This is a genomic window from Halobacillus naozhouensis (assembly GCF_029714185.1).
Taxonomy (GTDB): domain Bacteria; phylum Bacillota; class Bacilli; order Bacillales; family Halobacillaceae; genus Halobacillus_A; species Halobacillus_A naozhouensis.
Genome location: NZ_CP121671.1, coordinates 1,268,264 through 1,289,823, shown reverse-complemented (window position 1 = coordinate 1,289,823; position 21,560 = coordinate 1,268,264). Strand labels below are relative to the sequence as shown.

Sequence of the window (21,560 nt, the reverse complement as noted above, 5' to 3'; positions counted from 1 at the left end):
CAGTGGGTAAATAAATGGGTGAAAAAGAGTCCTTTGGGCTCTTTTTCTATGTTCGTTTATAATAAAGGAAAAACGAGGTGTGGATATGCCAAATATTTGGACACATATTCTATTTACAGAAGACGTATGTGACAGACTTGAGCGCCAAGATATCATCAATACTTCTAGTCGATTTTTAAACCTCGGTGCTCAAGGACCTGATCCATTCTTCTATTACAATTTCTGGCCCATGTTCAATAACCACGACGTTCCCGAAGTTGGGATGAAGCTGCATAAAGAAAAATGCGGTTCCTTCCTACTCAATATCATTCAAAGTGGCAAATCTGAAAGAAACCAGTCACAGGCCTATATTCTAGGATTCATAACCCATCATATCCTTGACCGCTTCACACATCCTTATATTCATTATCGTGCTGGCTATGAGGGCAATAAGCATCAAGTGTTTGAAGTCATCATTGACACCATTATGCTTGATCGGTATCGGGATCTAAAAACGTGGAAAACACCCGCTCACCGGCAGATTCAATTGAGTAAAAAAGAAGCAAAGGCACTGGCTCAATGGCTCGAACAGGAAATTTATATTCAATTTCCACAAGTAGTTCAGTCTGTCCCTTCTAATTATATAGTTCAATCATTACTGGATATCGCCCTCGCTCAGCGTTTATTGTTTGATCCGAGTGGATGGAAAAACCAATTATTAGGGTCGCTAGTTTCTTCCTTTTCACACAGGCCGATCGAGAAGGAAGCTGACTACTTAAATGAAACTAACCAAGAATGGAAGCATTCAGCTACCGGAGAAATCCTCACTGCATCCTTTATTAATTTATATGAAGAGGCTTTTGCAGAGGCTTGCAACATAATTAAACGAATTCTTCAGTATTGGAGCAGTACGAATGAAGAACTGCTGGCAGAGCTTGAGGTTTTAGTCGGGGATATCTCTTATGATACCGGAAAACCGCTGTCGCTAGAGCTTGAAAACTACTACAGTGACCCTATTGTATGAATCCCTTAACAAACTAAGACAGCCATGCGCGCTGCAGGGCTGTCTTCTACGTTTTAACAATTGTCTTTTGCTGATTTCTTGTATGTTCCCGAGCTTGATGTGCTCCTTTTTCAACATCTACGAATTTCAACAACGCAATGCCACCGATAAAGAAAACCATTAACGACAAAATACCGAGCCGGCTTGATCCCGACAGCTGGCCGACTAGTGCAAAAACAAATGGTCCGAAGATAGCAGCGAATTTAGAAGAAATCCCATAAAAACCGTAAAATTCTGCGTGACGGTCAGCTGGAACCATTTTACCAAAAATAGACCGGCTCAATGACTGTGCCCCGCCTTGAACCATCCCTACACAGATGGCTAACAAGTAAAAGTGCAACGCAGATGTCATGAAATACCCTAATGCCACAATAGCTAAATAAATGTATAGTGCCAGTGTAAGGGCACGCTTTGCAGAAATTTTATCTGCGAGATACCCGAATAGGAAGGCGAAAGGAATCCCGACAAATTGAGTAATTAATAAAGCCAGAATAAGTGAATTGCTGTTGATCCCGATATCTCGGCCATAGATAGTAGCCATTTTAATAATCGTTGAGATCCCATCATTGTAGAGCCAGAACGCCAATAGGAAAATAAGCAGGTGTTTAAATTGAGGCAGCTCTCTAATCGTTCTGCCAACTCGTTTAAAGCCGATTTTAGCGTAGGATTCTGTACGCCGGGGCCGCTGCTTTTTCTCTTCCTTAACATTTTTAAATAGCGGAATCGCAAAAACCAGCCACCATACCCCGACAGATACAAATGAGAGCTGTGTAGCTGTCAGTGTGTCAGGCAAGCCAAACCATTGATAATTTAAGATCATCATTAGGTTAATGGCTAACAGTATTCCCCCTCCTATATAGCCGAAAGCATAGCCCCAGGAGGATACTCTATCGATGGATTTCTCATTACTAACTTCCGGCAAGAAGGCATCATAGAACGCATTGCCCCCGGAAAACCCAATGGTACCTACGATCAGGAGCAGGGAAGCTAAAAGGTAATCACCTTCCCCTACAAAGGCTAACAGCACACTTGCCGTCATCCCCATGAAGGCAAAAAACATTAAGAACTTTTTCTTGGCCGCTGAAAAGTCACTGATGGCGCCAAGAACCGGAGCCAGTATCGCGATGATTAACACAGCTATAGACTGGGAATATCCCCAATAGCTGGTGGCCAGGGAATTCTCAACCCCTTTTGCAGCTACATCATAATAAAAAACAGGCAACACGGCAGCCATAATGGTTGTAGCAAAAGCAGAGTTCCCAAAATCATATAACATCCAGCTTAAGACTGGTTTCTTTTTCATTCCATGCCACCTCCCTGTCATTTAAGTTTATCAAATCAGTCCGGATTATAGTTCAATTTTTTACAAAATTCATAATAGTGAGGTGCTACTGATGAAGATTGCCGTTTTTGGGGCCACTGGAAGAGTAGGAAGTCGTGTGGTCAATAAAGCTACTGAAGAGAATATAGAAGTCAACGCCTTAGTGCGGGATCGTGCCAGGGCTCAAGAGATGATCCCCAATGCCCATCTTATCGAAGGTAACGCTAAAAACCCTGAAGATGTGGAAGCAACCATACAAGGCTGCGATATTGTATTTAGCGGACTTGGCACGGATAAAACTACGACTCTTTCGCAAGCGGTCCGTGCAATGATTCAGTCCATGAACAAATACAAGGTTGATCGAATCATAACGATCGGCACTGCAGGTATTTTGAATAGCCGTGTTGAGGAAGGCAGCTATCGATTTCAAACCAGTGAATCGAAACGGCGTCAAACCTTCGCAGCGGAAGAGCATTTATTTGTCTTTGGGGCTTTAACCGGATCAAACCTTTCCTGGACAATTTTATGTCCAACATACCTCCCTGATGGTGAGGCTGCAGGGCGAATCCGCCATGAAGTCAATTACTTACCTGTTGATGGAAAGAAAATAACAGTTGGCGACACAGCCCAGTTTGCTTTTGAAGAAATAAAAGAATCACGATTCCCTCGCTCTAGAGTCGGATTAAGCGAATAAAAAAAGGAGCTCTGGCGCTTAACTGCGCATTAGATTATGTCTAACGTGCTGATCAAGCCAGGCTCCTTTTTTGTTCATGTATGATCAGGAAGCTGGGTAGAATCCAAAGAATTCTTCCAGTGTCTCCTCCTGGTTGTGTATTTCTGTTGATATATCTGTCCCTACATATCTTAAATGCCACGGCTCATACGAATAACCGGTTATATCGGATTTTCCTTTTGGATATCTAATGATAAACCCGTACTTATGGGCATGTTTCGCAAGCCACTCACCTTCATCGGTTTGACTAAAGGTCTGCTTTAATTTAAACGCCATTTGTGCAGAAGTCACATCCATAGCCAGCCCTGTCTGATGCTCGCTTGTTCCAGGCTTGGCAGAGAATTGATTTGCTTCTTCTTTCCCGCGCTCAGCCACATTTTGCTGATAGATACTTTTTTGTCTCTCATAGGAGCGGTATCCTGAGGCAGCAACTAAGTCAATCCCGTCTTTGCTGGCAGCAGCAAACAATTCCTCGAGGGCCTTGGCCGCTTCCTTGCGCATCTGTTTTTTAGGATGAAACTCGGTGAAGTAAAACGGGACGTCCGGGACAACAAGGTCAGGTGGTGTGTACCCATCTGGCAGTTTCCGCTGTTTGTTGACCACAACGTGCATACTTTTAGGTTCGCTGACAACGGTCAGCCCATCACTGTCTTTCTTTTCCTCTGTTTTTTCCCCGGCAGCTGGAACGTTTGGTTCTTCAGGCTCTTCCTTTTGCTGCTCTTTTTGTTCCTGTTCGGATTGTTCAGTATTCCCACCTTCACCTGTTTGCTTTTGCTCATTAGTGGAACCTTCATCACTTGATGGAGGTTGCTCGGTGGACGTCTGTTGCCCGTCCTCATTACCTGAACTGGTAAATTGGTCAAGGGAGCATCCTGACAGTATCACACTTAAGCTCGCCCCTAGTACAATATACTTCCATTTCATAATTGTCATACCTTCCTAACCCTTTAATCTTCTTACTCACTATAACATTTTCAGGAAGTTTCTGTACAAAACATTTTGTACGAAAATAAACTTGAGACTAATAGCCCGTTTGATCGACAAGGGGGAGTGCGGCTAAGACCAAATTATAAGGAAGTTTGACTAAGTTCGGAGTCAATGAAGTTCGGCAAAACCGGGACGTCCTCAACGTCGAACTACCCCACATCCTATGGGGCATGTGTCAACATCGGACGCCCCTACGTCGTGTGGGGTCAAAAAAAAGCGCCACTAAGTTAGTGGCGCTTTATCATCTATTCCCACGTATAGGGTTGATATTTTTCACTTAAACGGTTAAATTCTTGTCTATCATTGTTATCAATGGCTAAGTTAATTTGTCTGTCTATCTGTTCTTTATTAAATTGGTAGCTTAATTCATCCAGAAGCAGTCTTGAGGCTAAACGGATCCCGAAGGACAATTCTCTTTTGGCAGTGATTTCACGATTCCTAAATCCAGGGTTTCGACGCAATACGTATATAACCTTTTGCTTTCTAATGAGAATACCCCCTTATTGCTTTTTTCCATTATGAAGGATTTTAATGTATTTCGCAATCATTTTTCTGAATATTTAGTTATATAATTCCCTTTAATTTAAAATATAAACCTTTTTTGCACAAAATAAATTCTAAAAAAACTATATAAGGAAGCGGACACATGGCTAAACTGGGACTGTTTAAAAGTTTACCTTGCTCAAAGATTCTTACCGTCCGCAAGCTATGTGTAGACGGGTAGATTTTTTTCTCTAGACCCAATGTCACTAGCTTTGGTAAGCTATAACATGCTGTACAAAACAAACCGGGGGTTCTCGTTATGGGAGAATACGAAAATATAAAACGCGGTGAAAAAGGAGCATGGGTGAGCATCATTGCTTATCTAGTCTTGGCTGCGGTTAAACTTATTGTGGCAACAATCGGGAACTCAGAGGCGCTTAGAGCTGACGGACTGAATAATACAACAGATGTCATTGCATCTATTGCCGTGCTCATCGGGTTAAAAATTTCCCGGAAACCTCCTGATGAGGATCATCATTATGGCCATTTCAGGGCGGAAACCATTGCTTCCTTAGTGGCTGCCTTCATCATGATGACTGTTGGAATCGAAGTTATTGTGGGGACCATTGGGGACATCATGAACGGGCATATCAGTGAACCTTCTATGCTAACGGGATGGACGGCTATTTTGGCAGCCCTGTTTATGTTTGTCGTGTACCGTTACAATCTGAATCTCGCCGGCCAAGTTGGCAGTCAGGCACTCTACGCCGCTGCCCAGGATAACCGCTCAGATGCACTTGTCAGTATCGGAGCTGCTGTAGGTATTTTCGGTGCCCAGTTAGGAGTGTATTGGCTCGACCCCTTAGCAGGCTTAATTGTCGGACTGATTATTTGTAAAACTGCGTGGGATATTTTCAGGGAGGCCAGTCACACTCTTAGTGACGGCTTTAACAAAGTGGAAGTTAAGAATATTCGTCATGTAATTGCCAGCCATCCTTCCGTTTTAACCGTTGAAGACGTGAAGGCTCGCTTGCAAGGGAATCAGACTTTTGTAGATGCTACCATTCATATTGATCCAAATCTGACCATTCAAGAAGGCCATGACATTACCGATGAGGTGGAGGTTCTCCTTAAGCAGGAAATGAACATTTATTATGCTCACATTCATATCGAACCTTTTAAAGAAGAGTAAAAAAGCCTTCCTGCAGTCAGGAAGGCTTTTACCAGTTACTATTCTTTTTTCAAGGAAAAACGCTGTAACAACAAGTCAATATGCTCCCAGCCATAGGCTGTTTCTTCATATGTGCCCTGGCCAATGGTGACTTCTTCAGCTTCGACTGGCTGGGCTCCCAAGATACGATAAAAGTTGCTTGAAGGGTTACGCGTTAGCACCCAGACTAACAGGGATTGATAACCTGCTTCCTTCATAGCCGCCACGAACGCTTCGATCATCTTTGTCCCATAGCCTTTACGCTGGTAATCATCCAATAAATAAATGGCATAAATTTCCCCATCGTACCCATAATTCTTGGTCCGCTCTTTTCCACCGGATACAAATCCTACAACTTCCTCTTGATCGTTCTCAATCACATAAGCAATCTGGCCGTTAACCGGGGTTCGTAAAATGGTTTCCCATAGAACGACTCGATTTTCGAGAGTGATATTACTCATATCCCTTTCATCGATCAAGTCTTTATATGTAGATTTCCAGCTTTGAATATGGATATTAGCAATATCTTTCGCGTCCTCAAATCGAGCCACTCTGACATAGGTCATTTCTCTTCTCCCCTTTTTATCTATCTGTTATTCATAGTGTAGCAGAAAAAATGGCACCACGCTCGTGGCACCATCTTTTTTAACAACTGAAACTTGAAATCCGATCCGTATCAATTCCGAAGTATTCCCAGGAATGGCGGTTCGGGCGCCAGCGATACCCAGCTACAGATGTTCGGCCAATAAAGATGGGATAAAACCAAAATCTTCGCCCATTATTTAAACGTACTCTGGTAAACCGAAACAAGCATCCAAACATGGAACCAGGATCCACAGCATAAATACCTGGACCACCAAACCCTTGTGCATCCGGGTAAGACTCTATGTCACCTGGCGGGGGACCAGGGGGGTAATTTTGCGGCGCGCCCTGTGTTCCTCCCTGTGGCGGACGACCTGGCGGAGGGCCTAACCCAGGGAAGCCGCCTTGACCTGGTCCACCCCCGGGGAGTCCCCATGGGAAGCCTAATTGTCTGTACATAACGCCATCAATTCCTTTCGAGAAAGTTTCCCTATACATTATGCACAACCACCCACTCCGTGCTACAAGGTCATGAAAAAGACAGAGGCAATCGCTCCGAGCACGACTACAATGATATGGACATTCACCCAGGCTAATAAAATGGCAACAAGTGCAGCGACCACCCCAATTTGTGGAGCATCAGGTTTTACAGATAAAACGCCCGGAAAAATCAACGCTCCTAAAGCAGCATAAGGAATCGCATTCAGCCAACGATCTACCCACTTCGGAAAATGGGCTTGATCAATGATGAACGCCGGGATAAATCGGGGAACTGCGGTAACCAATGCCATGCCGATTATCATCCAAATGATCATGGTTCTTCCTCCTCCATATCCAATAACCATATGCCGCTCAGGCCGCCAATTAAGGTTCCAAGCACGATCGCCCATCCTTGGTTCATTCCCCACCACTGACATAGAAAATTAATCATCATTGCAAAAATGGCAACTAGCGCAATTCGATAATGTTTCCGAACCGAAGGAACGAGTAATCCAATGAACATCGCATATAAAGCAATTCCCATGCTCTGACTCAGCCTAGGGGGAATAACGTCCCCGAGCACACCACCAAGGTATGAACCTCCAACCCACGACACGTAAGCCGTCAAAATCAGGGCAGCGTAAAACCAGAAAGCATGAGCTTCTTTACTTTCTTTTCGATATAACATGGAGACCGTAAACGTCTCATCTGTAATCCCTAATGACAAAGGTATCTTAGCTCTAAGAGCAATCCCTCTCAGCCGATTCATAAAAGACAGACTCATCACAAAATGCCTGAAATTCAGGACAAATGTTGCAATAACAATTTCGATTACGCCCGTCCCTGCAGCCACCATCCCTACGGCAAGGAACTGTGCCGCTCCTGCGAAAACAAGCACGCTCATCAAAGTAATTTCCACATTTGTCATGCCGGATTGTCCAGCCAGTACACCGTACGTTAATGCGATCGGCATATACCCTAACATGATAGGAAGACCGGCGATCATGCCGCGTTTGATCATGTGTGAACGAGTTGTACCTGTGACGGCTTCTATCGCTTGAGTTCCCATTATCCTATCTCCAATCTTGAAAATTTCCACTATTATATACAATTTTCAGACCAAGATAAAGTCCTTTGCATTCATTTAGCAGGACACCGATCTTTTGAAAAGTAATTTTGGCGAGCGACTCTTATCTTAGTTCTCCCCGATCCATTGATGTCTTTGCCTATCATAGGGGATCTTTCTTTCCGGGCTCATCCGTCATTCAAAAAACGTCTTAAAAGGTTGACATAGGTCCATTAACTGACATATAGTATCCTTATACTTCATCACTTAAAAGCGTTTAAGCAAAAAAGTTTCCATACACTATGAGATGACGTTTATTATAAAGGAGGTCTGCCGGATGCTTCATCTACAGCCAAAGAAGTTACCAGGAGTTATTGAATCCGTTGCATTACTCCTTGGGATTATTGCTCTTATTAGTTTCTTTATCATCGAATTACAAAGCGTGCCCCACATCCCCATCCTACTAGGGATTATCGTTATGCTGGCTTATGGATTCCTAAAGAAGATGTCCTTTAGCCAGCTCCAGCATGGCATGATCCAGGGGGCACAATCGGGAATGGCGGCTGTCCTGCTATTCTTCCTGATTGGAATCCTGATTGCCAGCTGGATGGCCAGCGGGACTATCCCTGTCCTTATGAATTCTTCCTTTCTCATTGCAGGGGGGCCATGGTTTTATGCGATCACTTTTTCGATTACAGCTGTGGTCGGGATCGCGTTAGGAAGTTCTTTTACAACAGCTGCTACAGTAGGTGTTGCTATGATGGGGGTCGCACAGTCTACAGATATATCATTGGCGATTACGGCTGGTGCAGTCGTATCTGGTGCCTTTTTTGGTGACAAAATGTCGCCCTTATCAGATACAACTAACCTGGCTTCCACCGTCGTTAAAGTAGATTTATTTGAACATATCAAAAATATGGCCTGGACTACAATCCCGGCCTTTGTGATTAGTTTTGTTCTATTTGCAGTACTCTCCCCTTCGCAAAGTTCGTCGGGCAGCGAATTATCTGCTTTTCAAGAAGGCTTGATCGAATCCAATTTAATGCATTGGAGTTCATGGATACCGTTAGCGATTCTCGTCCTGTTAACGGTCAGTAAACAGCCTGCCTTTATCTCATTGACGATTACCAGCCTTTCAGCCACAGTAATCGCTGGAGTCAGAGGCGTGCTGTCATGGGGAGATTTATGGGGAACTTGGTTTAACGGGTACACGGCAGAAACGAATCACGAGGCGGTCAACGAACTATTAACGAGAGGCGGTATGAATAGCATGCTGTTCACCGTTTCACTCGTCCTGTTAGCTCTGGCCCTTGGCGGACTCTTTTTCGCAACAGGTGTAATCCCTGCCATATTGGACAGAATTCAAGCATCCCTTAAATCAGCTCGTTCCATCACGCTTTCAACAGCTCTCACCGCGATTGGCGTGAATATTGCTATAGGAGAACAGTATTTATCGATATTATTAACAGGAGAAGCATACCAGCCCATTTATGAAAAAGCTCATTTAGCAAAGAAAAATTTATCACGAACGCTCGAGGATGCAGGAACCGTCATCAATCCGCTTGTCCCCTGGAGTGTCTGTGGTGTCTTCTTATCTGGGGTTCTGGGAGTTCCGGTGCTGGATTACCTGCCATTCGCATTTTTCTGCCTGCTCTCCCCTATCTTAACGATATTATTTGGGCTTACTGGAAAAACACTGACCCACACAGCTTCCACCTCAGCAAAATCCTTAAATAATGCTAACTAAGAGAGCAGACCGTCTAGATCGCGGTCTGCTTTTAGTTTTGTTTTACATGGGCAAGTAACTCGGTAAGGTCTTTAAATCGATACCCCTGCAAGGTTAACGTCTTACCTGCAAGCTTCATCGTATCATGACCAAATTTGGCTGCCCCAAGCGATTCGTAAAACGATGCGGCTCTATTGCCTTCCAGCATCCACACAACCATTTGTTTAAAGTTTTGTTGTAAAAACATGTTCACAAGTGGGGAAATCAGTTGTTTACCGACCCCGAGACCTTGATATTCAGGAAAAATATAAATAGCATACAGCTCAGCTTCCTCAGGTCCTCCACCCCTTATTGGACCTCCATTAGCATAGCCTACTACCTCACCCTTTTCGGTTTCAGCTACATACGTCTTCATGTTAAGATCTGCAAGCTTCTGCTTCCATTTATTTGTTCGCTCTCCATAAGACATTTGCTGTAAAAAGGAATTCGGGACAAGCCCCTGATAGGCAGCTCGCCATGTGTCCACACTTATTCTGGCAATCGCTGCCGCGTCATCTTCCATTGCTTCTCTAACTTTCATTTCTACCCTCCTAATCTTTCCGTTTGATGAATAGAACCGTGCCTGTGACAACAAACTAATCAAAAAGGAGCGGTTTGTTATGGATAAAGAGCAACAGTCCCTCATGGACGATGGCTGGCACATGGGCCATGCTGAGGCCGAACAAGTTTTAGATGACCTAGCTTTTTACAGGACCTTGATCGCCAACGTTGTCTTTATTGGTAAAAAAGAATCAAAAGACTGGATCCTAGTCGATTGCGGTGTCGCTCACTATGGCAAACGCATTATTGAAGCGGCTGAAAAGCGATTCGGATCCCATCCGCCTAAAGCAATTATTCTTACACATGGTCATTTTGATCATATTGGTTCTGCCAAGCAGATTGCCAAGCAATGGAATGTCCCAATCTATGCCCATCCCCGGGAAATGCCGTATATCACAGGAGAAAAAACTTACCCGATCCCCAATTCAACTATCGGGGGCGGACTGTTTTCTCTATTGTCTCCCTTCTTTCCGAGAGACCCCGTCCATTTAGGTAAATGGGTCAACCCGCTTCCTGAGGACGGTACTGTTCCTCACATGGACGACTGGAGAATTGTTCACACGCCAGGGCACACCCCTGGCCACATTTCCCTTTTCAGGGATCGTGACCGCACGCTGATTTCTGGTGATGCCGTTATCACCGTCAAACAAGAGTCGAGCCTGGCCGTCTTTGTTCAAAGCCAGCACATACACGGTCCTCCTGCCTACTTTACACACGATTGGCTCGAGGCCGAGAAGTCCGTTAAAAAGATTGCCCGCTTACATCCGAAATTGATCCTTTCCGGCCATGGCCTGCCTATGGAAGGTGAGCTTATGCAAGAGCAGCTTACACAGCTATCGACAAACTTTAAAGATTATGCCATTCCTGCTCATCAAAAGAAACCACATTAGCTATAAATTAAGGATAGTGTGTAATTTTCTTAACCCTTCCAGCAACCTCGGGCTGGGACGGCAGTATAACGATTCCTCAAGGACATGGATGTTGTCGCCCTTGACCGCTTTCATCTCAAGCCATCCGGGTCTTTTTCTTAAAAGATCCGGATTCATTTTTTCTTCCTTCACTCCGACCCATACCATACAAATGTGATCTGGATCTCGTTCTCTTACATCGTCCCAATCCGTTTGAACGCTTGCTTCTTTTTCTTCCTCGAATAAATTGGTCCCGCCGGCTAGTTCACTGATCTCCGTTAACCAATTCCCCTGTCCAGGAGTAAAAATAGGTTTAGGCCACCATTCCCAATAAAGACTGGGCTTCTTCCCTCTGGCAATGCTCTCAGCCCGATACGTTTCGATTTCCTGCAAAAACTCCTTCGCCTTCTTCATACCGTACTCTGGCATCCCGAGAGCCTCCCCTACTCTTTCTATATCTTCAGCAATTTCCTGTAGTGATCCTGGATTTAGAATCAGTTGTGGAATGTTTTGTTCCCGCAATCCCTCAATATTCTTTTCCATTCCCGGAACACTTAACGAACTCAGCACAAGGTCTGGCTTTAGTCTGGCTACTGCATCAATATCAATGGATAAGTCCGGCCCAAGCTTCGGTAATTGCTTCACCTGTTCAGGAAAATCAGAATAATTGTCGACACCAACCAACATCTCCTCTTGCTCTAAATACGCGACAATTTCAGTGTTACTGGGGCAAATCGACACAATTCGAATACAATCACTTCCTTTTTCAGAATCCTCTGATGTTTCATTTTATTCCATTATAGCTTATATTTAGGATAAGAAAAAAGTTAAGAAAGGATGAAACACGTGGCCGCCACATTATTCGATACAGCAAAAGGGACCGTAGAATTTTCATATGAAGGAACCGGCCCGACCATCCTGCTCCTCAAAGGGGGGCATTGCTCAAGAGATACTGACTTGTCCCACAGAAGTTTAATGTATGAAGGATTTTCACTTTTAACCATTTCCCGACCGGGCTATGATCTAACCGATGTTTCTGCCGGACGAACTGCAACTGATTTTGCCGAGACGATTGTAGATATATTGGATCATTTACACATAGAAAAAGTATCCGTCATCGCCATATCATCAGCAGGTCCTACAGGGATTGCGTTAGCTGCTTCCTACCCGGACCGGGTGGAAAAATTGGTAATGGAAGCTGCCGTTACAGCCCCCTGGGAATTCGGCACAAAAATGCGGGCTAACTTGTTGTTTGGGCGTGGTGAGAAGGCTACTTGGGGGACCATTAAATTATTATTAAAGGTTTGTCCAGATATGGTCATGAAAAAGATCCTTGCTTCTCTAACTACCGAAGAGGCAGATGATCTCTACAGCCGTCTCTCCCTAAACGATCGCAGATTCATCTATAACATGCTGGCTGATTCCCAATCAGGTCATGGCTTTTTGTTAGATATCAAACATGACTTGGCAGATATGAGCAAAATCCAGGCCCCAATACTCGGGATGTACGCCCGTAAAGACAAAAGTGTTCCTTATTCCCAAGCTATTCTTCTTAAGTCTAATACACAGAACTGTGAAATTTATGATGCACCAGCAGACAGCCACTTAATCTGGATTGGCCCTGAAGCCCCAAATGTCTGGGCGAAACGATTAGAATTTTTAAGTCACTAAATCAAAGGAGGAGAACCTTGGACATCATCAAGATTACCCATTTACGAGATGAATTCTTAGCTTTTTATCATCAAGCTGTCACATTAGACGCAGCTCCTGACACTAGGTTTGAACTATGGAAAGAGCTTTACGGTTTTTCAGCAGCGTATCCAGGTGGACAGGACGACCAGCTTGCGCGCGACATGTTAGACTACGCTTTCCCCAAGTATGCCCATGCAGTTGACCACATTGAACATTTCGAACCTAGTCACGAAGAAATTTTCTCGCTTTTGAAAGCGGTTAAAGAAGAGTTGGATTACGACTCCGCCATCCACATGGCTATTGTCTTTTTTGTAGGGAATTTCGAATCGGATCCTTTTTTTGAAACAGATGAGGAAAGCCTCTTAACTCTTTACTACCCGATTGAAAGAGAGATGGTGCAAAGGGATCTTGCTAAGGAATTAGCGCGCGTGATCCATTGGCTGAAATCAGGAGCCTCCTATCCACTAGCCAAGAGTATTGGTCACATTACACTTCAGGAAGGGATAGCGCTACATACGGCTGAAAAAGTTCACACAGCCCTGGCACTGCCAGCGCCGTCCTATTCCTGGCTGGAAGTATGCAACCAGGAGCCGAATCGAATTATGATTAACCTGCTCCCCCATATTCAACGGGATGATTACGAGGCTTTATACTCCTTTACAAAAGGACGCGGAGCCTCCGGCTATTTTAATGAAGCTCTATTTGTAGGATGGACAGCAGTGAAACATCTTCTTGCTCAAGGAGAAACATTGAAGGAACTTTCCGCGATTTCGGAAGAACACGTCTCTAATTTCATGGAAGATACCCTTTATGATGTGCTGGATAACGCTTATTTTGTCCAGCCGTAACGCCGCCTTCAAAAAAAATTACTCAAGGGGCTTCCCTTTTTAAAAACCATCTGTTATAATTGAAATTAATTATTGTTGTTCGATATGATTCATAACAGAGAAGATGCGTCATAACGATACGTCTTGATTGAATATGAAGAGCAAGAATAGTAATACATTGTGGATTTAATCCACGCAGGAGGTATTCTTCATGGTTGAAGGTACAGTTAAATGGTTTAATGCAGAAAAAGGTTTCGGTTTCATCGAGGTAGAAGGTCAAGACGACGTATTCGTTCACTTCTCTGCTATTCAAGAAGAAGGTTTCAAATCTCTTGAAGAAGGTCAAGTTGTAAACTTCGAAATTCAAGAAGGTCAGCGCGGACCACAAGCTGCTAACGTTCAAAAAGCGTAAGCATACTTTATAAAAGACTCCCTATTCAGGAGTCTTTTTTGTTCTTACATTTATTTTCAATTAATTTTTGTTATGAGTATCATTTATTTTGTGCATTTGTTATACTGATAGCAGTTATTGTTGTTCGGAAACGATTCATAGAACAGAAGTTGCTTCAAAGTAATTCTCGTCTTGAATGTGAAGAGCAAGAATAGTAATACATTGTGGCTAAAGATCCACGCAGGAGGTATTTTTCATGGTAGAAGGTACAGTAAAATGGTTTAACGCAGAAAAAGGTTTCGGTTTCATCGAAGTAGAAGGTCAAGACGATGTATTCGTTCACTTCTCTGCTATTCAAGAAGAAGGTTTCAAATCTCTTGAAGAAGGTCAAGTTGTAAACTTCGAAATTCAAGAAGGTCAACGCGGACCACAAGCTGCTAACGTTCAAAAGGCATAATATAATAAAAAGCTCCCTTAACCGGGAGCTTTTTTTGTGCGTTATTTTAATGATCTTTTAATGATCCTGATCAGTTAAAATCAGTGGTCCGTCTTTCGTAATGGCAATAGTATGTTCGTATTGAGCCGAAAGAGAACCATCAATCGTGCGTGCTGTCCAATTATTTTGATCCATCTTGCTTTGGTATCCGCCAATGTTAATCATTGGCTCGATCGTGATGACCATCCCTTCTTTAAGTCGTGCCCCTTTGTCTGCCTGGCCGAAGTGCGGAATGTATGGATCCTCGTGAATCGTCTCTCCTATGCCATGCCCAGTAAAATCGCGGACAACGGAATAGCCTTCTCCTTCTGCATACGACTGAATCGCATGGCCCAAATCTCCGATACGATTGCCAACCTGCGCCTGCTCAATCGATTTATACAGAGACGTTTTCGTTACATCAAGCAGCCTTTCTGCTTCTTCACTAATTTTACCAACCGAATGAGTCCAGGCTGAGTCCGCTAGTGCCCCATTTAAATTAACGACCATATCGATCGTTACAATGTCTCCCTCTTGAAGCTTCTCATCCCTCGGGAAGCCATGACAGATCTCGTCATTGATGGAAGCACAGGTTGTAAACTCATATCCCTGATATCCCTTCTGCTCTCCGGTTGCTCCATGTTTTGCTAAATAACGTTCAACAAAGTTCTCAACTTCCATCGTGGTGACACCTGGTTTAATAAACTGACGAAGCTCTTTGTGTACGTTAGCTAGCAGCTTTCCTGCTTCATGCATCAGCTCTATTTCACGTTTACTTTTTCGTTTAATCATAGCTCCAAACCCTTTCCTCATATTTCACAATACATATATGCTTGCATCCTTTCATATGATAACGAAAAAATCCGGCTTCGACCAGCATTACCCCTTACTCTACCTCACGAATAATTTTAGCCGGGTTCCCTCCGACAAATACATTTGCCGGGATATCTTTCGTAACCACCGCTCCAGAACCAATGACGACATTATCACCAATCGTTACACCAGGGTTAATGATGGCACTGCCACCAATCCATACGTCACTGCCAATCGTTACCGGTTTTCCAAACTCAAGGCCGCTGGCTCTTGTTTCCCGATCCATTGGATGTGTCGCCGTATATATTTGTACATTCGGTCCGAGCATCACTCGATCTCCAATCGTGATCGGACACACATCCAGAAACACACAGTTAAAATTGGCAAAAAACTGCTCTCCTACATGAATATTATAGCCATAATCGCAATGAAATGATGGTTCTATAAAAACTTCTTCCCCTGCACTTCCAAGCAGACTCTGCAGCATCTGCTCCCTGTGATGGTTTTCTGTCGGCTTTGATTGATTAAAGGAATACACAATTTGCCTGGCTCGTGTGCGGTCGAGAACGAGTTCTTCATCCCACGATTGATAGAGCTCACCTTTCAACATTTTCTCCTTTTCTGTCATTCGATCACCTTTTTCTTATAAAAGTTCTATCCCCTCTTTACATTATCATACATATTCGCTATTCTTATTTGAAATCAAAGGGGGAATTTGCAAATGATTATTCGTCCACTTTCAGGAAATGATGCCAGTACATATCGAACGTTACGATTAGAAGCCCTTCAAACGAATCCTGATGCCTTTATTACCACTTATGAACAAGAGAAGAACAAGCCGAATGCGATCGAGACGACAGCTCAACGGCTCGATTCAGACCACGCCCGCACTTTTGGGGTCTTTATCGAGGAAAAACTCGTCGGGAATGTGACATTACAAAAGGAGTACCACCCCAAGTTTGCTCATAAGGCGTCTATTCTTGCTATGTTTGTTCACCCAGAATGCAGAGGGCTGGGGGCCGGAGAGATGCTGCTTGAGAAAGCCATCCAATTCTCTAAAGCTATTGGACTTGAAGTTCTTCAGCTCTGTGTTGTTAAAGACAATTTGCCAGCGAAAAGACTCTACGAAAAGGTCGGATTTCGTGAGTATGGCGTAGAACATAAAGCCATTAAGCTCGAGGACCGCTACTTAGATGAAATTCAAATGGAGTACTTCCTTCAGGATTGAAACATCTCAGCTTCTTCATTCGTATTTCTAATAGATGGAAACGAAAAGGAGCGTTTTTTTATGATTGAAATCGAACGAGTTACGAAACAATTTCCAGGTCATATGGCTGTGAAAGACCTTTCTCTCACAGTTCCGGACGGAAAGATCTTCGGATTTCTAGGACCCAATGGGGCAGGAAAGTCCACCACCATTAAAATGATGACAGGCATCCTACCTGTAGAAGCAGGCCGCATTACCGTGAACGGTTTTGACATAACCAAAGACCCTATGAAAGCCAAAGCAACGATCGGTTATGTGCCCGACCGTTCTGATATCTTTTTACGCCTGAAAGGGATCGAATACTTAAACTTTGTTGCGGACGTCTACGGGGTTCCCACTGATGTCAGGCGTGAAAGAATCGACTATTATACGAAGCAGTTCAGTATCTACGGTGCTTTAAACGACCATATCCTTACCTACTCCCATGGAATGAGACAGAAAATTGTTGTCTGCGGTGTTTTACTGCATGATCCGGATGTTTGGATTCTCGATGAACCCCTCACAGGACTTGACCCTAAATCTTCCTATACGTTAAAGGAAATGATGCGTGAACATGCCAGCAAAGGCAAAACCGTATTTTTCTCGACTCATGTCCTTGAAGTCGTTGAACAACTGTGTGATGAGGTGGCTATTATTAACAATGGACAGCTTGATTTCTTAGGAAATATGGCTGATATGAAGCAACAGTTCAAAGAGGATGACAATTTAGAAAAAGTGTTCCTGGAGCTGACGCAAAATGGCTAACACGTTAAAGCTGATTCGAATCATGGTCAAAATGCAGCTATCTTTAGTTGGCAAAAGTACTAATGAAAAAATAGGATATGTATTCCTGGCAATTTTCGCAATACCCGCTGCACTCTTCATCTTATATATACTAAACAGCATCATCGGGGCAATGTACCAAGTATTAGCCCCCACGGATAACGAAAGTGTAATTCTTGGTCTGCTGTTTGTGATGATATCAATCCTTTTCGTGTTCATTAGTATTGGGACGATCTTAAGCTCCTTTTATTTTGCTGAAGACATAGAATCGTTTGTGGCCCTGCCATTTCAGCCCTATCAAATTATGCTGGGAAAGTCAGCGGTTCCCTTTTTAACCTTATATCTGACCAACCTGGTTATTTTAGCCCCATCGCTGGTTATTTATGGACTGCACAGCCATGCCGGAATAGTGTATTACCTGTTCGCTATTATTATCTGGCTGATCACTCCAGTTATCCCATTTGTAGGAACAGCAGTACTCCTTATGTTTGTCATGCGTTTTCTCAACCTGTCTAAAAATAAAGACAGAATCAAGGTTTTTGCCGGGTTATTAACGTTTATTTTCGCCATTGGAATCAACATTGTCATCCGCCTTAATTCTTCGGAGACAAACCCAGGATCCAACCTGGCCCATCAATTAGCCGACCAAAACGGTTTACTGCAGATGACGACGAAGTTTTATCCACCTGCTTATTTCAGTTCCATTAGTTTAACTGAACCGATGACTATGGCAGGAGTTGGTTATTTTATCTTAACCTGCGCCCTAGCTATGGTCGCCCTTTTCTTCATGATGACAACGGGCCAGAAGCTATATTTCAAAGGAGTCCTGGGCCTTTCCGGCGGATCCAGGAAAGCGATCAGCTCAGAGAAGATGGTTAAGAAAATACAAAGTAAAAATGTTCTTTATTCAAGCTGGGTACGTGAAATGAAAATCATGCTTCGCACACCTACATTTTTTACTCAGATTATCGTGCAGTCGCTTCTGCTTCCTGTATTATTCATTGTCATTCTTATTATGGACACGAGCGGGTCCATACAAGGCATCGGTGCGATGCTTAAAACGTGGCAAGGAAAAACTATTATCCTGTGCATGGTTGGCTTTACAGTATTTATCCTGGGCATTAACCCCGCCTCCATCTCCTCTGTTTCACGAGATGGGAAGAGCTGGTTTAATCACTTATACATGCCTATCCGTGCAGAAACGGTCATGCTGAGTAAGATTCTGGCGTCTTTTTTCATTAACTTTCTCAGCCTTCTCGTCCTGTTCATCATGGCCTGCCTAATTAACATCCCTGTTATGATCACGTTGATTTGGATCGTTCTTTCTCTTTTGATCAGCTGGCTTACGGGCATTATAGGAACAATTCTGGACTTATATTCACCAACTTTACATTGGACAGACGAGCGGGAGATCTTCAAAGGACGTTACATCGGTCTTCTTGCCCTTGCTGTGGAAATCGTTCTCTTCGCTCCACTCATTTTTATCCTGTGGAAAGCAGATGGGATTGGAGGATTATGGATGACGTCAGGCATTCTGTTTGGCACCTTGACTGTTCTCATCTTAATCAGTACTCGCCTATTGAAGGCAATGATTGATAAACAGTTTTATTCCCTGTTTTCTTCATAAAAAAGCTAGCACCCTCGCTCTGGGTGCTAGCTTTCATTTGCTGTGTTCCTATGCTCTCAATCTATCCGTTTTCATGTCCTGAATGATCCAGTCTTCCCCATCAAATTGGAGAGTGAAAGTCATTTTCACATGGCAGCTTAACTCGCTTCTTTGCTCCTGAGTCACCCGAAACTCTTCTTTCTCCGTTTGCATCAAACTGATGGGATCTGAGTGATTAAACGTAACTGGTCCATCCTGTGGAATCACGGTTACTTTCCCATTTGTTTCTTTAAAGAATCTGTCTGTAAAAGCTTCAGCCATGTCAGCAGACATATAAGTTTGAAGATACTTCTCCATTTCCTCAATAGAATGGTAGTCATTGTTTTGATTTTCATCGGACGTGACTTCAATGGCATGCTTCAACGCCTCTTCGTAATCTGTGAGTACTTGTTTAGCTTCTGATTTCGTTAACGCGTCTTCTGTTGAGTGTCCTTCCGAATTGTCAACACTGGCTAAAGGAAAAACAGATAACGTCAAAACACCTAATAACAATGCTTTCATTTTTGAAGCCTCCTTTACTGTCCTTTATATCACTTGTACAGTCTTAATAAACCTAAAAAGTTTCGTTTTTTGGGGACATATTTCTAACAAAATTATTCAAATTTAGCTAGGCAGTTACTGCAAGACATGATATAATATATCTCGTTCTTGTCGGATTCAGGCACGAAGCAGTTCGTGTCAATTTAATATAGGAAGAGGTGTAGTATTGAACACTGCTACAATTAAACAACAATGGTTTGGAAACGTAAAAAACGATGTGCTCTCAGGCATGGTTGTCGCTATGGCGCTTATCCCTGAGGCAATCGCTTTCTCTATCATAGCTGGAGTCGACCCCATGGTAGGTTTGTACGCTTCCTTCTGTATCGCTGTCGTTATTGCTTTTATGGGTGGCCGTCCTGGTATGATTTCTGCAGCTACCGGGGCAATGGCTTTACTTATGGTCACACTGGTCAAAGACCATGGACTTGAGTATCTTCTGGCCGCAACGATTTTAACTGGTATCATTCAATTTCTCCTAGGAGTATTGCGAATCGGCCAGTTTATGAAGTTTATCCCGAGGTCCGTTATGATTGGTTTTGTGAATGCACTGGCCATCTTGATATTTACGGCTCAGCTGCCTCACTTTGAGGGGGCTAATTGGGTGATGTATGCCATGGTTGCAGGCTCTCTCGCCATCATTTATATTCTCCCTAGATTTACAAAAGCTGTGCCTGCACCGCTTATTGCTATTATTTTAATGACGGTCATTACCGTTACCGGTGGTTTATCGTTAAAAACCGTAGGGGACATGGGGGAACTTTCGAGTACTCTTCCGATCTTTCTGATTCCCGATATTCCGCTGACGTTTGAAACATTACAAATTATTTTTCCGATCTCTCTCGCTTTAGCATTTGTTGGCTTGCTAGAGTCTTTACTCACATCGCAAATCGTTGATGATATGACTGACACTGTGGGTGACAAGAACAAAGAGGCTCGCGGCCAGGGAATAGCTAATATCACGTCAGGATTTTTTGGAGGAATGGCGGGCTGTGCGATGATCGGGCAATCCGTGATTAATGTTTCATCAGGGGGACGCGGTCGGTTATCAACATTAGTGGCTGGGGTATTTCTGATCCTGCTGATTATTTCATTTAATGACTTACTCGTCCAGATTCCAATGGCTGTCCTCGTCGGTGTGATGTTTATGGTGTCGATTGGAACATTTGACTGGAGTTCTTTGACGAAATTTCATAAAAACCCAATTTCTGACTCTGTGGTGATGGTGGTCACCGTTGTCACCGTTGTCTTGACACACAACTTATCCATCGGCGTCTTAGCAGGAGTTATTTTAAGCGCCATCTTCTTCGTGGCTAAGATTTCTAAAGTGCATGTGGAGGAAAAGATACAGGCAGAAACTATGACTTATTCCGTTAGTGGACAGGTCTTCTTTGCTTCCGTTGAAAGTTTAATGACTCAGATCGACCTCCAAGCAGAAGCGAAAGAAATCCACATTGATTTTACCGAAGCCCATATTTGGGATGATTCGGCTGTCGCAGCCATTGATAAGCTGGTTATGAAATTTGAAGAAAATGACAAATCAGTCGAAATCATCGGTCTCAACCAGTCTAGTTCACAGCTAGTCAATCGACTGGCTGCATATCAAAATAAAGCGAAAGCCTCCTAGCCTATATGTAAAACGGCCTCATAGATTGAACTATGAGGCCGTTTTTAGTAATTATTTAACCTGCACCCGCTTATATTCTTGCATCCACACATCCGGTGAACCTTTTACCTTAAACGGATATACCCCTTTAATCGTATGCAAATAAAAAAAGCCATAAGTCCCTGTTAAATTACGATAGGATACATCGTGAACATCTTCTATCTTAAACTGAGCTGTTGGTGTGATGACAGCATCTTCATATAACTCGATATAAGCTTCTTCCTCCACGAAATGCTGCTGATTATGATCAATAACTCTTTTGGTTGAAAACACGGGATGAGAACAAATCAATCGTCGTCTTCCTTTCCCTGCCCTATATTTTAATA

General features: G+C 43.4%; 26 protein-coding genes. 13 read left to right on the top strand and 13 right to left on the bottom strand.

The features are described from left to right. Positions 1–85: 85 nt before the first annotated feature. Positions 86–1,003, top strand: a complete 918-nt coding sequence (locus tag P9989_RS06690) for a zinc dependent phospholipase C family protein (RefSeq protein ID WP_283078002.1) — start codon at positions 86–88, stop codon at positions 1,001–1,003. Between the two features lie 46 nt (positions 1,004–1,049). On the opposite strand, the gene P9989_RS06685 is transcribed toward P9989_RS06690, so the two are convergent. Next, entirely contained in the window at positions 1,050–2,345 is a 1,296-nt protein-coding gene (locus P9989_RS06685; RefSeq protein ID WP_283078001.1) for an MFS transporter, read from the bottom strand. 91 nt (positions 2,346–2,436) lie between these two features. Here P9989_RS06685 and P9989_RS06680 point away from each other — a divergent pair, with 91 nt between their 5' ends. Beyond that, positions 2,437–3,057 carry an NAD(P)-dependent oxidoreductase gene (locus tag P9989_RS06680; protein WP_283078000.1) on the top strand — a complete coding sequence of 207 codons (621 nt, stop codon included), beginning with the start codon at positions 2,437–2,439 and terminating at the stop codon, positions 3,055–3,057. Between the two features lie 84 nt (positions 3,058–3,141). Here P9989_RS06680 and P9989_RS06675 read toward each other — a convergent pair whose 3' ends face one another. Together P9989_RS06675 and P9989_RS06670 are read right to left on the bottom strand one after the other, a co-directional pair. Then, entirely contained in the window at positions 3,142–4,020 is an 879-nt protein-coding gene (locus P9989_RS06675; RefSeq protein WP_283077999.1) for a M15 family metallopeptidase, read from the bottom strand. Positions 4,021–4,328: 308 nt separating this feature from the next. Further along, complete coding sequence (locus P9989_RS06670) at positions 4,329–4,544, bottom strand: IDEAL domain-containing protein (RefSeq protein ID WP_283077998.1); 216 nt, start codon at positions 4,542–4,544, stop codon at positions 4,329–4,331. A gap of 341 nt (positions 4,545–4,885) precedes the next feature. On the opposite strand from P9989_RS06670, the gene P9989_RS06665 reads away from it, so the two are divergent. Then, a complete protein-coding gene (locus tag P9989_RS06665; RefSeq protein ID WP_283077997.1) occupies positions 4,886–5,758 on the top strand; it encodes a cation diffusion facilitator family transporter in 873 nt (290 codons plus the stop codon). Positions 5,759–5,796: 38 nt separating this feature from the next. On the opposite strand, the gene P9989_RS06660 is transcribed toward P9989_RS06665, so the two are convergent. The 4 genes from P9989_RS06660 to P9989_RS06645 all read right to left on the bottom strand — a co-directional run bounded on the left by P9989_RS06660 (position 5,797) and on the right by P9989_RS06645 (position 7,907). Next, the gene (locus P9989_RS06660) at positions 5,797–6,342 is read right to left on the bottom strand and encodes a GNAT family N-acetyltransferase (RefSeq protein WP_283077996.1); all 546 of its coding nucleotides are present in this window, start codon (positions 6,340–6,342) and stop codon (positions 5,797–5,799) included. A gap of 79 nt (positions 6,343–6,421) precedes the next feature. Beyond that, positions 6,422–6,856: a hypothetical protein gene (locus tag P9989_RS06655; protein ID WP_283077995.1), complete on the bottom strand. Its 435-nt coding sequence runs from the start codon at positions 6,854–6,856 to the stop codon at positions 6,422–6,424. 23 nt (positions 6,857–6,879) lie between these two features. After that, positions 6,880–7,173 carry an AzlD domain-containing protein gene (locus P9989_RS06650; RefSeq protein WP_283077994.1) on the bottom strand — a complete coding sequence of 98 codons (294 nt, stop codon included), beginning with the start codon at positions 7,171–7,173 and terminating at the stop codon, positions 6,880–6,882. Then, complete coding sequence (locus P9989_RS06645; protein ID WP_283077993.1) at positions 7,170–7,907, bottom strand: AzlC family ABC transporter permease; 738 nt, start codon at positions 7,905–7,907, stop codon at positions 7,170–7,172. The genes P9989_RS06650 and P9989_RS06645 overlap by 4 nt, the downstream gene beginning before the upstream one ends. Positions 7,908–8,241: 334 nt before the next feature. Here P9989_RS06645 and nhaC point away from each other — a divergent pair, with 334 nt between their 5' ends. Beyond that, positions 8,242–9,651 (top strand): Na+/H+ antiporter NhaC, encoded by a 1,410-nt coding sequence (gene nhaC / locus P9989_RS06640; protein WP_283077992.1) that lies wholly within the window; start codon positions 8,242–8,244, stop codon positions 9,649–9,651. A gap of 31 nt (positions 9,652–9,682) precedes the next feature. On the opposite strand, the gene P9989_RS06635 is transcribed toward nhaC, so the two are convergent. Continuing rightward, positions 9,683–10,210, bottom strand: coding sequence for a GNAT family N-acetyltransferase (locus P9989_RS06635; protein ID WP_283077991.1), 528 nt, complete (start codon positions 10,208–10,210; stop codon positions 9,683–9,685). A 79-nt stretch (positions 10,211–10,289) separates the two neighbouring features. Between P9989_RS06635 and P9989_RS06630 the strand changes: the two genes are divergently transcribed. Beyond that, on the top strand, positions 10,290–11,120 hold the full coding sequence (locus P9989_RS06630) for an MBL fold metallo-hydrolase (RefSeq protein ID WP_283077990.1): 831 nt from the start codon (positions 10,290–10,292) through the stop codon (positions 11,118–11,120). On the opposite strand, the gene P9989_RS06625 is transcribed toward P9989_RS06630, so the two are convergent. After that, positions 11,121–11,888, bottom strand: coding sequence for a cobalamin-binding protein (locus tag P9989_RS06625; protein ID WP_283078855.1), 768 nt, complete (start codon positions 11,886–11,888; stop codon positions 11,121–11,123). A 96-nt stretch (positions 11,889–11,984) separates the two neighbouring features. Between P9989_RS06625 and P9989_RS06620 the strand changes: the two genes are divergently transcribed. The 4 genes from P9989_RS06620 (at position 11,985) to P9989_RS06605 (ending at position 14,505) form a co-directional block, all read left to right on the top strand. Next, entirely contained in the window at positions 11,985–12,809 is an 825-nt protein-coding gene (locus tag P9989_RS06620; RefSeq protein ID WP_283077989.1) for an alpha/beta fold hydrolase, read from the top strand. Positions 12,810–12,826: 17 nt separating this feature from the next. Then, positions 12,827–13,678, top strand: a complete 852-nt coding sequence (locus tag P9989_RS06615) for a hypothetical protein (RefSeq protein ID WP_283077988.1) — start codon at positions 12,827–12,829, stop codon at positions 13,676–13,678. Between the two features lie 190 nt (positions 13,679–13,868). Beyond that, complete coding sequence (locus P9989_RS06610; protein ID WP_079529279.1) at positions 13,869–14,069, top strand: cold-shock protein; 201 nt, start codon at positions 13,869–13,871, stop codon at positions 14,067–14,069. A 235-nt stretch (positions 14,070–14,304) separates the two neighbouring features. Then, positions 14,305–14,505, top strand: a complete 201-nt coding sequence (locus tag P9989_RS06605) for a cold-shock protein (protein WP_079529279.1) — start codon at positions 14,305–14,307, stop codon at positions 14,503–14,505. Positions 14,506–14,562: 57 nt separating this feature from the next. On the opposite strand, the gene map is transcribed toward P9989_RS06605, so the two are convergent. Both map and P9989_RS06595 read right to left on the bottom strand, forming a co-directional pair. Beyond that, complete coding sequence (gene map, locus P9989_RS06600; protein WP_283077987.1) at positions 14,563–15,315, bottom strand: type I methionyl aminopeptidase; 753 nt, start codon at positions 15,313–15,315, stop codon at positions 14,563–14,565. A 94-nt stretch (positions 15,316–15,409) separates the two neighbouring features. After that, complete coding sequence (locus P9989_RS06595; RefSeq protein WP_283077986.1) at positions 15,410–15,964, bottom strand: sugar O-acetyltransferase; 555 nt, start codon at positions 15,962–15,964, stop codon at positions 15,410–15,412. A gap of 93 nt (positions 15,965–16,057) precedes the next feature. Between P9989_RS06595 and P9989_RS06590 the strand changes: the two genes are divergently transcribed. From P9989_RS06590 to P9989_RS06580, 3 genes are read left to right on the top strand one after another with little or no spacing between them, the layout of a single operon-like run. After that, a complete protein-coding gene (locus P9989_RS06590) occupies positions 16,058–16,564 on the top strand; it encodes a GNAT family N-acetyltransferase (RefSeq protein WP_283077985.1) in 507 nt (168 codons plus the stop codon). Between the two features lie 60 nt (positions 16,565–16,624). Continuing rightward, complete coding sequence (locus P9989_RS06585; protein ID WP_283077984.1) at positions 16,625–17,347, top strand: ABC transporter ATP-binding protein; 723 nt, start codon at positions 16,625–16,627, stop codon at positions 17,345–17,347. Beyond that, complete coding sequence (locus P9989_RS06580) at positions 17,340–18,992, top strand: putative ABC transporter permease subunit (RefSeq protein ID WP_283077983.1); 1,653 nt, start codon at positions 17,340–17,342, stop codon at positions 18,990–18,992. The genes P9989_RS06585 and P9989_RS06580 overlap by 8 nt, the downstream gene beginning before the upstream one ends. Positions 18,993–19,040: 48 nt before the next feature. Here the strand turns inward: P9989_RS06580 and P9989_RS06575 are convergent, their stop codons facing one another. Next, positions 19,041–19,532, bottom strand: coding sequence for a hypothetical protein (locus tag P9989_RS06575; protein WP_283077982.1), 492 nt, complete (start codon positions 19,530–19,532; stop codon positions 19,041–19,043). 205 nt (positions 19,533–19,737) lie between these two features. Between P9989_RS06575 and P9989_RS06570 the strand changes: the two genes are divergently transcribed. After that, positions 19,738–21,195, top strand: a complete 1,458-nt coding sequence (locus tag P9989_RS06570) for a SulP family inorganic anion transporter (protein ID WP_283077981.1) — start codon at positions 19,738–19,740, stop codon at positions 21,193–21,195. A gap of 51 nt (positions 21,196–21,246) precedes the next feature. Here the strand turns inward: P9989_RS06570 and P9989_RS06565 are convergent, their stop codons facing one another. After that, positions 21,247–21,525 (bottom strand): hypothetical protein, encoded by a 279-nt coding sequence (locus tag P9989_RS06565; protein ID WP_283077980.1) that lies wholly within the window; start codon positions 21,523–21,525, stop codon positions 21,247–21,249. Between the last annotated feature and the right edge of the window lie 35 nt (positions 21,526–21,560).

Coding starts and splice junctions, on each gene's coding strand:
- P9989_RS06605 (WP_079529279.1), top strand. CDS start 14,305: ATGGTAGAAGGTACAGTAAAATGGTTTAACGCAGAAAAAGGTTTCGGT.
- P9989_RS06655 (WP_283077995.1), bottom strand. CDS start 6,856: ATGTATAGGGAAACTTTCTCGAAAGGAATTGATGGCGTTATGTACAGA.
- P9989_RS06590 (WP_283077985.1), top strand. CDS start 16,058: ATGATTATTCGTCCACTTTCAGGAAATGATGCCAGTACATATCGAACG.
- P9989_RS06585 (WP_283077984.1), top strand. CDS start 16,625: ATGATTGAAATCGAACGAGTTACGAAACAATTTCCAGGTCATATGGCT.
- P9989_RS06630 (WP_283077990.1), top strand. CDS start 10,290: ATGGATAAAGAGCAACAGTCCCTCATGGACGATGGCTGGCACATGGGC.
- P9989_RS06650 (WP_283077994.1), bottom strand. CDS start 7,173: ATGATCATTTGGATGATAATCGGCATGGCATTGGTTACCGCAGTTCCC.
- P9989_RS06665 (WP_283077997.1), top strand. CDS start 4,886: ATGGGAGAATACGAAAATATAAAACGCGGTGAAAAAGGAGCATGGGTG.
- nhaC (WP_283077992.1), top strand. CDS start 8,242: ATGCTTCATCTACAGCCAAAGAAGTTACCAGGAGTTATTGAATCCGTT.
- P9989_RS06675 (WP_283077999.1), bottom strand. CDS start 4,020: ATGAAATGGAAGTATATTGTACTAGGGGCGAGCTTAAGTGTGATACTG.
- P9989_RS06595 (WP_283077986.1), bottom strand. CDS start 15,964: ATGACAGAAAAGGAGAAAATGTTGAAAGGTGAGCTCTATCAATCGTGG.
- P9989_RS06610 (WP_079529279.1), top strand. CDS start 13,869: ATGGTTGAAGGTACAGTTAAATGGTTTAATGCAGAAAAAGGTTTCGGT.
- P9989_RS06645 (WP_283077993.1), bottom strand. CDS start 7,907: ATGGGAACTCAAGCGATAGAAGCCGTCACAGGTACAACTCGTTCACAC.
- P9989_RS06580 (WP_283077983.1), top strand. CDS start 17,340: ATGGCTAACACGTTAAAGCTGATTCGAATCATGGTCAAAATGCAGCTA.
- P9989_RS06685 (WP_283078001.1), bottom strand. CDS start 2,345: ATGAAAAAGAAACCAGTCTTAAGCTGGATGTTATATGATTTTGGGAAC.
- P9989_RS06635 (WP_283077991.1), bottom strand. CDS start 10,210: ATGAAAGTTAGAGAAGCAATGGAAGATGACGCGGCAGCGATTGCCAGA.
- map (WP_283077987.1), bottom strand. CDS start 15,315: ATGATTAAACGAAAAAGTAAACGTGAAATAGAGCTGATGCATGAAGCA.
- P9989_RS06660 (WP_283077996.1), bottom strand. CDS start 6,342: ATGACCTATGTCAGAGTGGCTCGATTTGAGGACGCGAAAGATATTGCT.
- P9989_RS06575 (WP_283077982.1), bottom strand. CDS start 19,532: ATGAAAGCATTGTTATTAGGTGTTTTGACGTTATCTGTTTTTCCTTTA.
- P9989_RS06680 (WP_283078000.1), top strand. CDS start 2,437: ATGAAGATTGCCGTTTTTGGGGCCACTGGAAGAGTAGGAAGTCGTGTG.
- P9989_RS06690 (WP_283078002.1), top strand. CDS start 86: ATGCCAAATATTTGGACACATATTCTATTTACAGAAGACGTATGTGAC.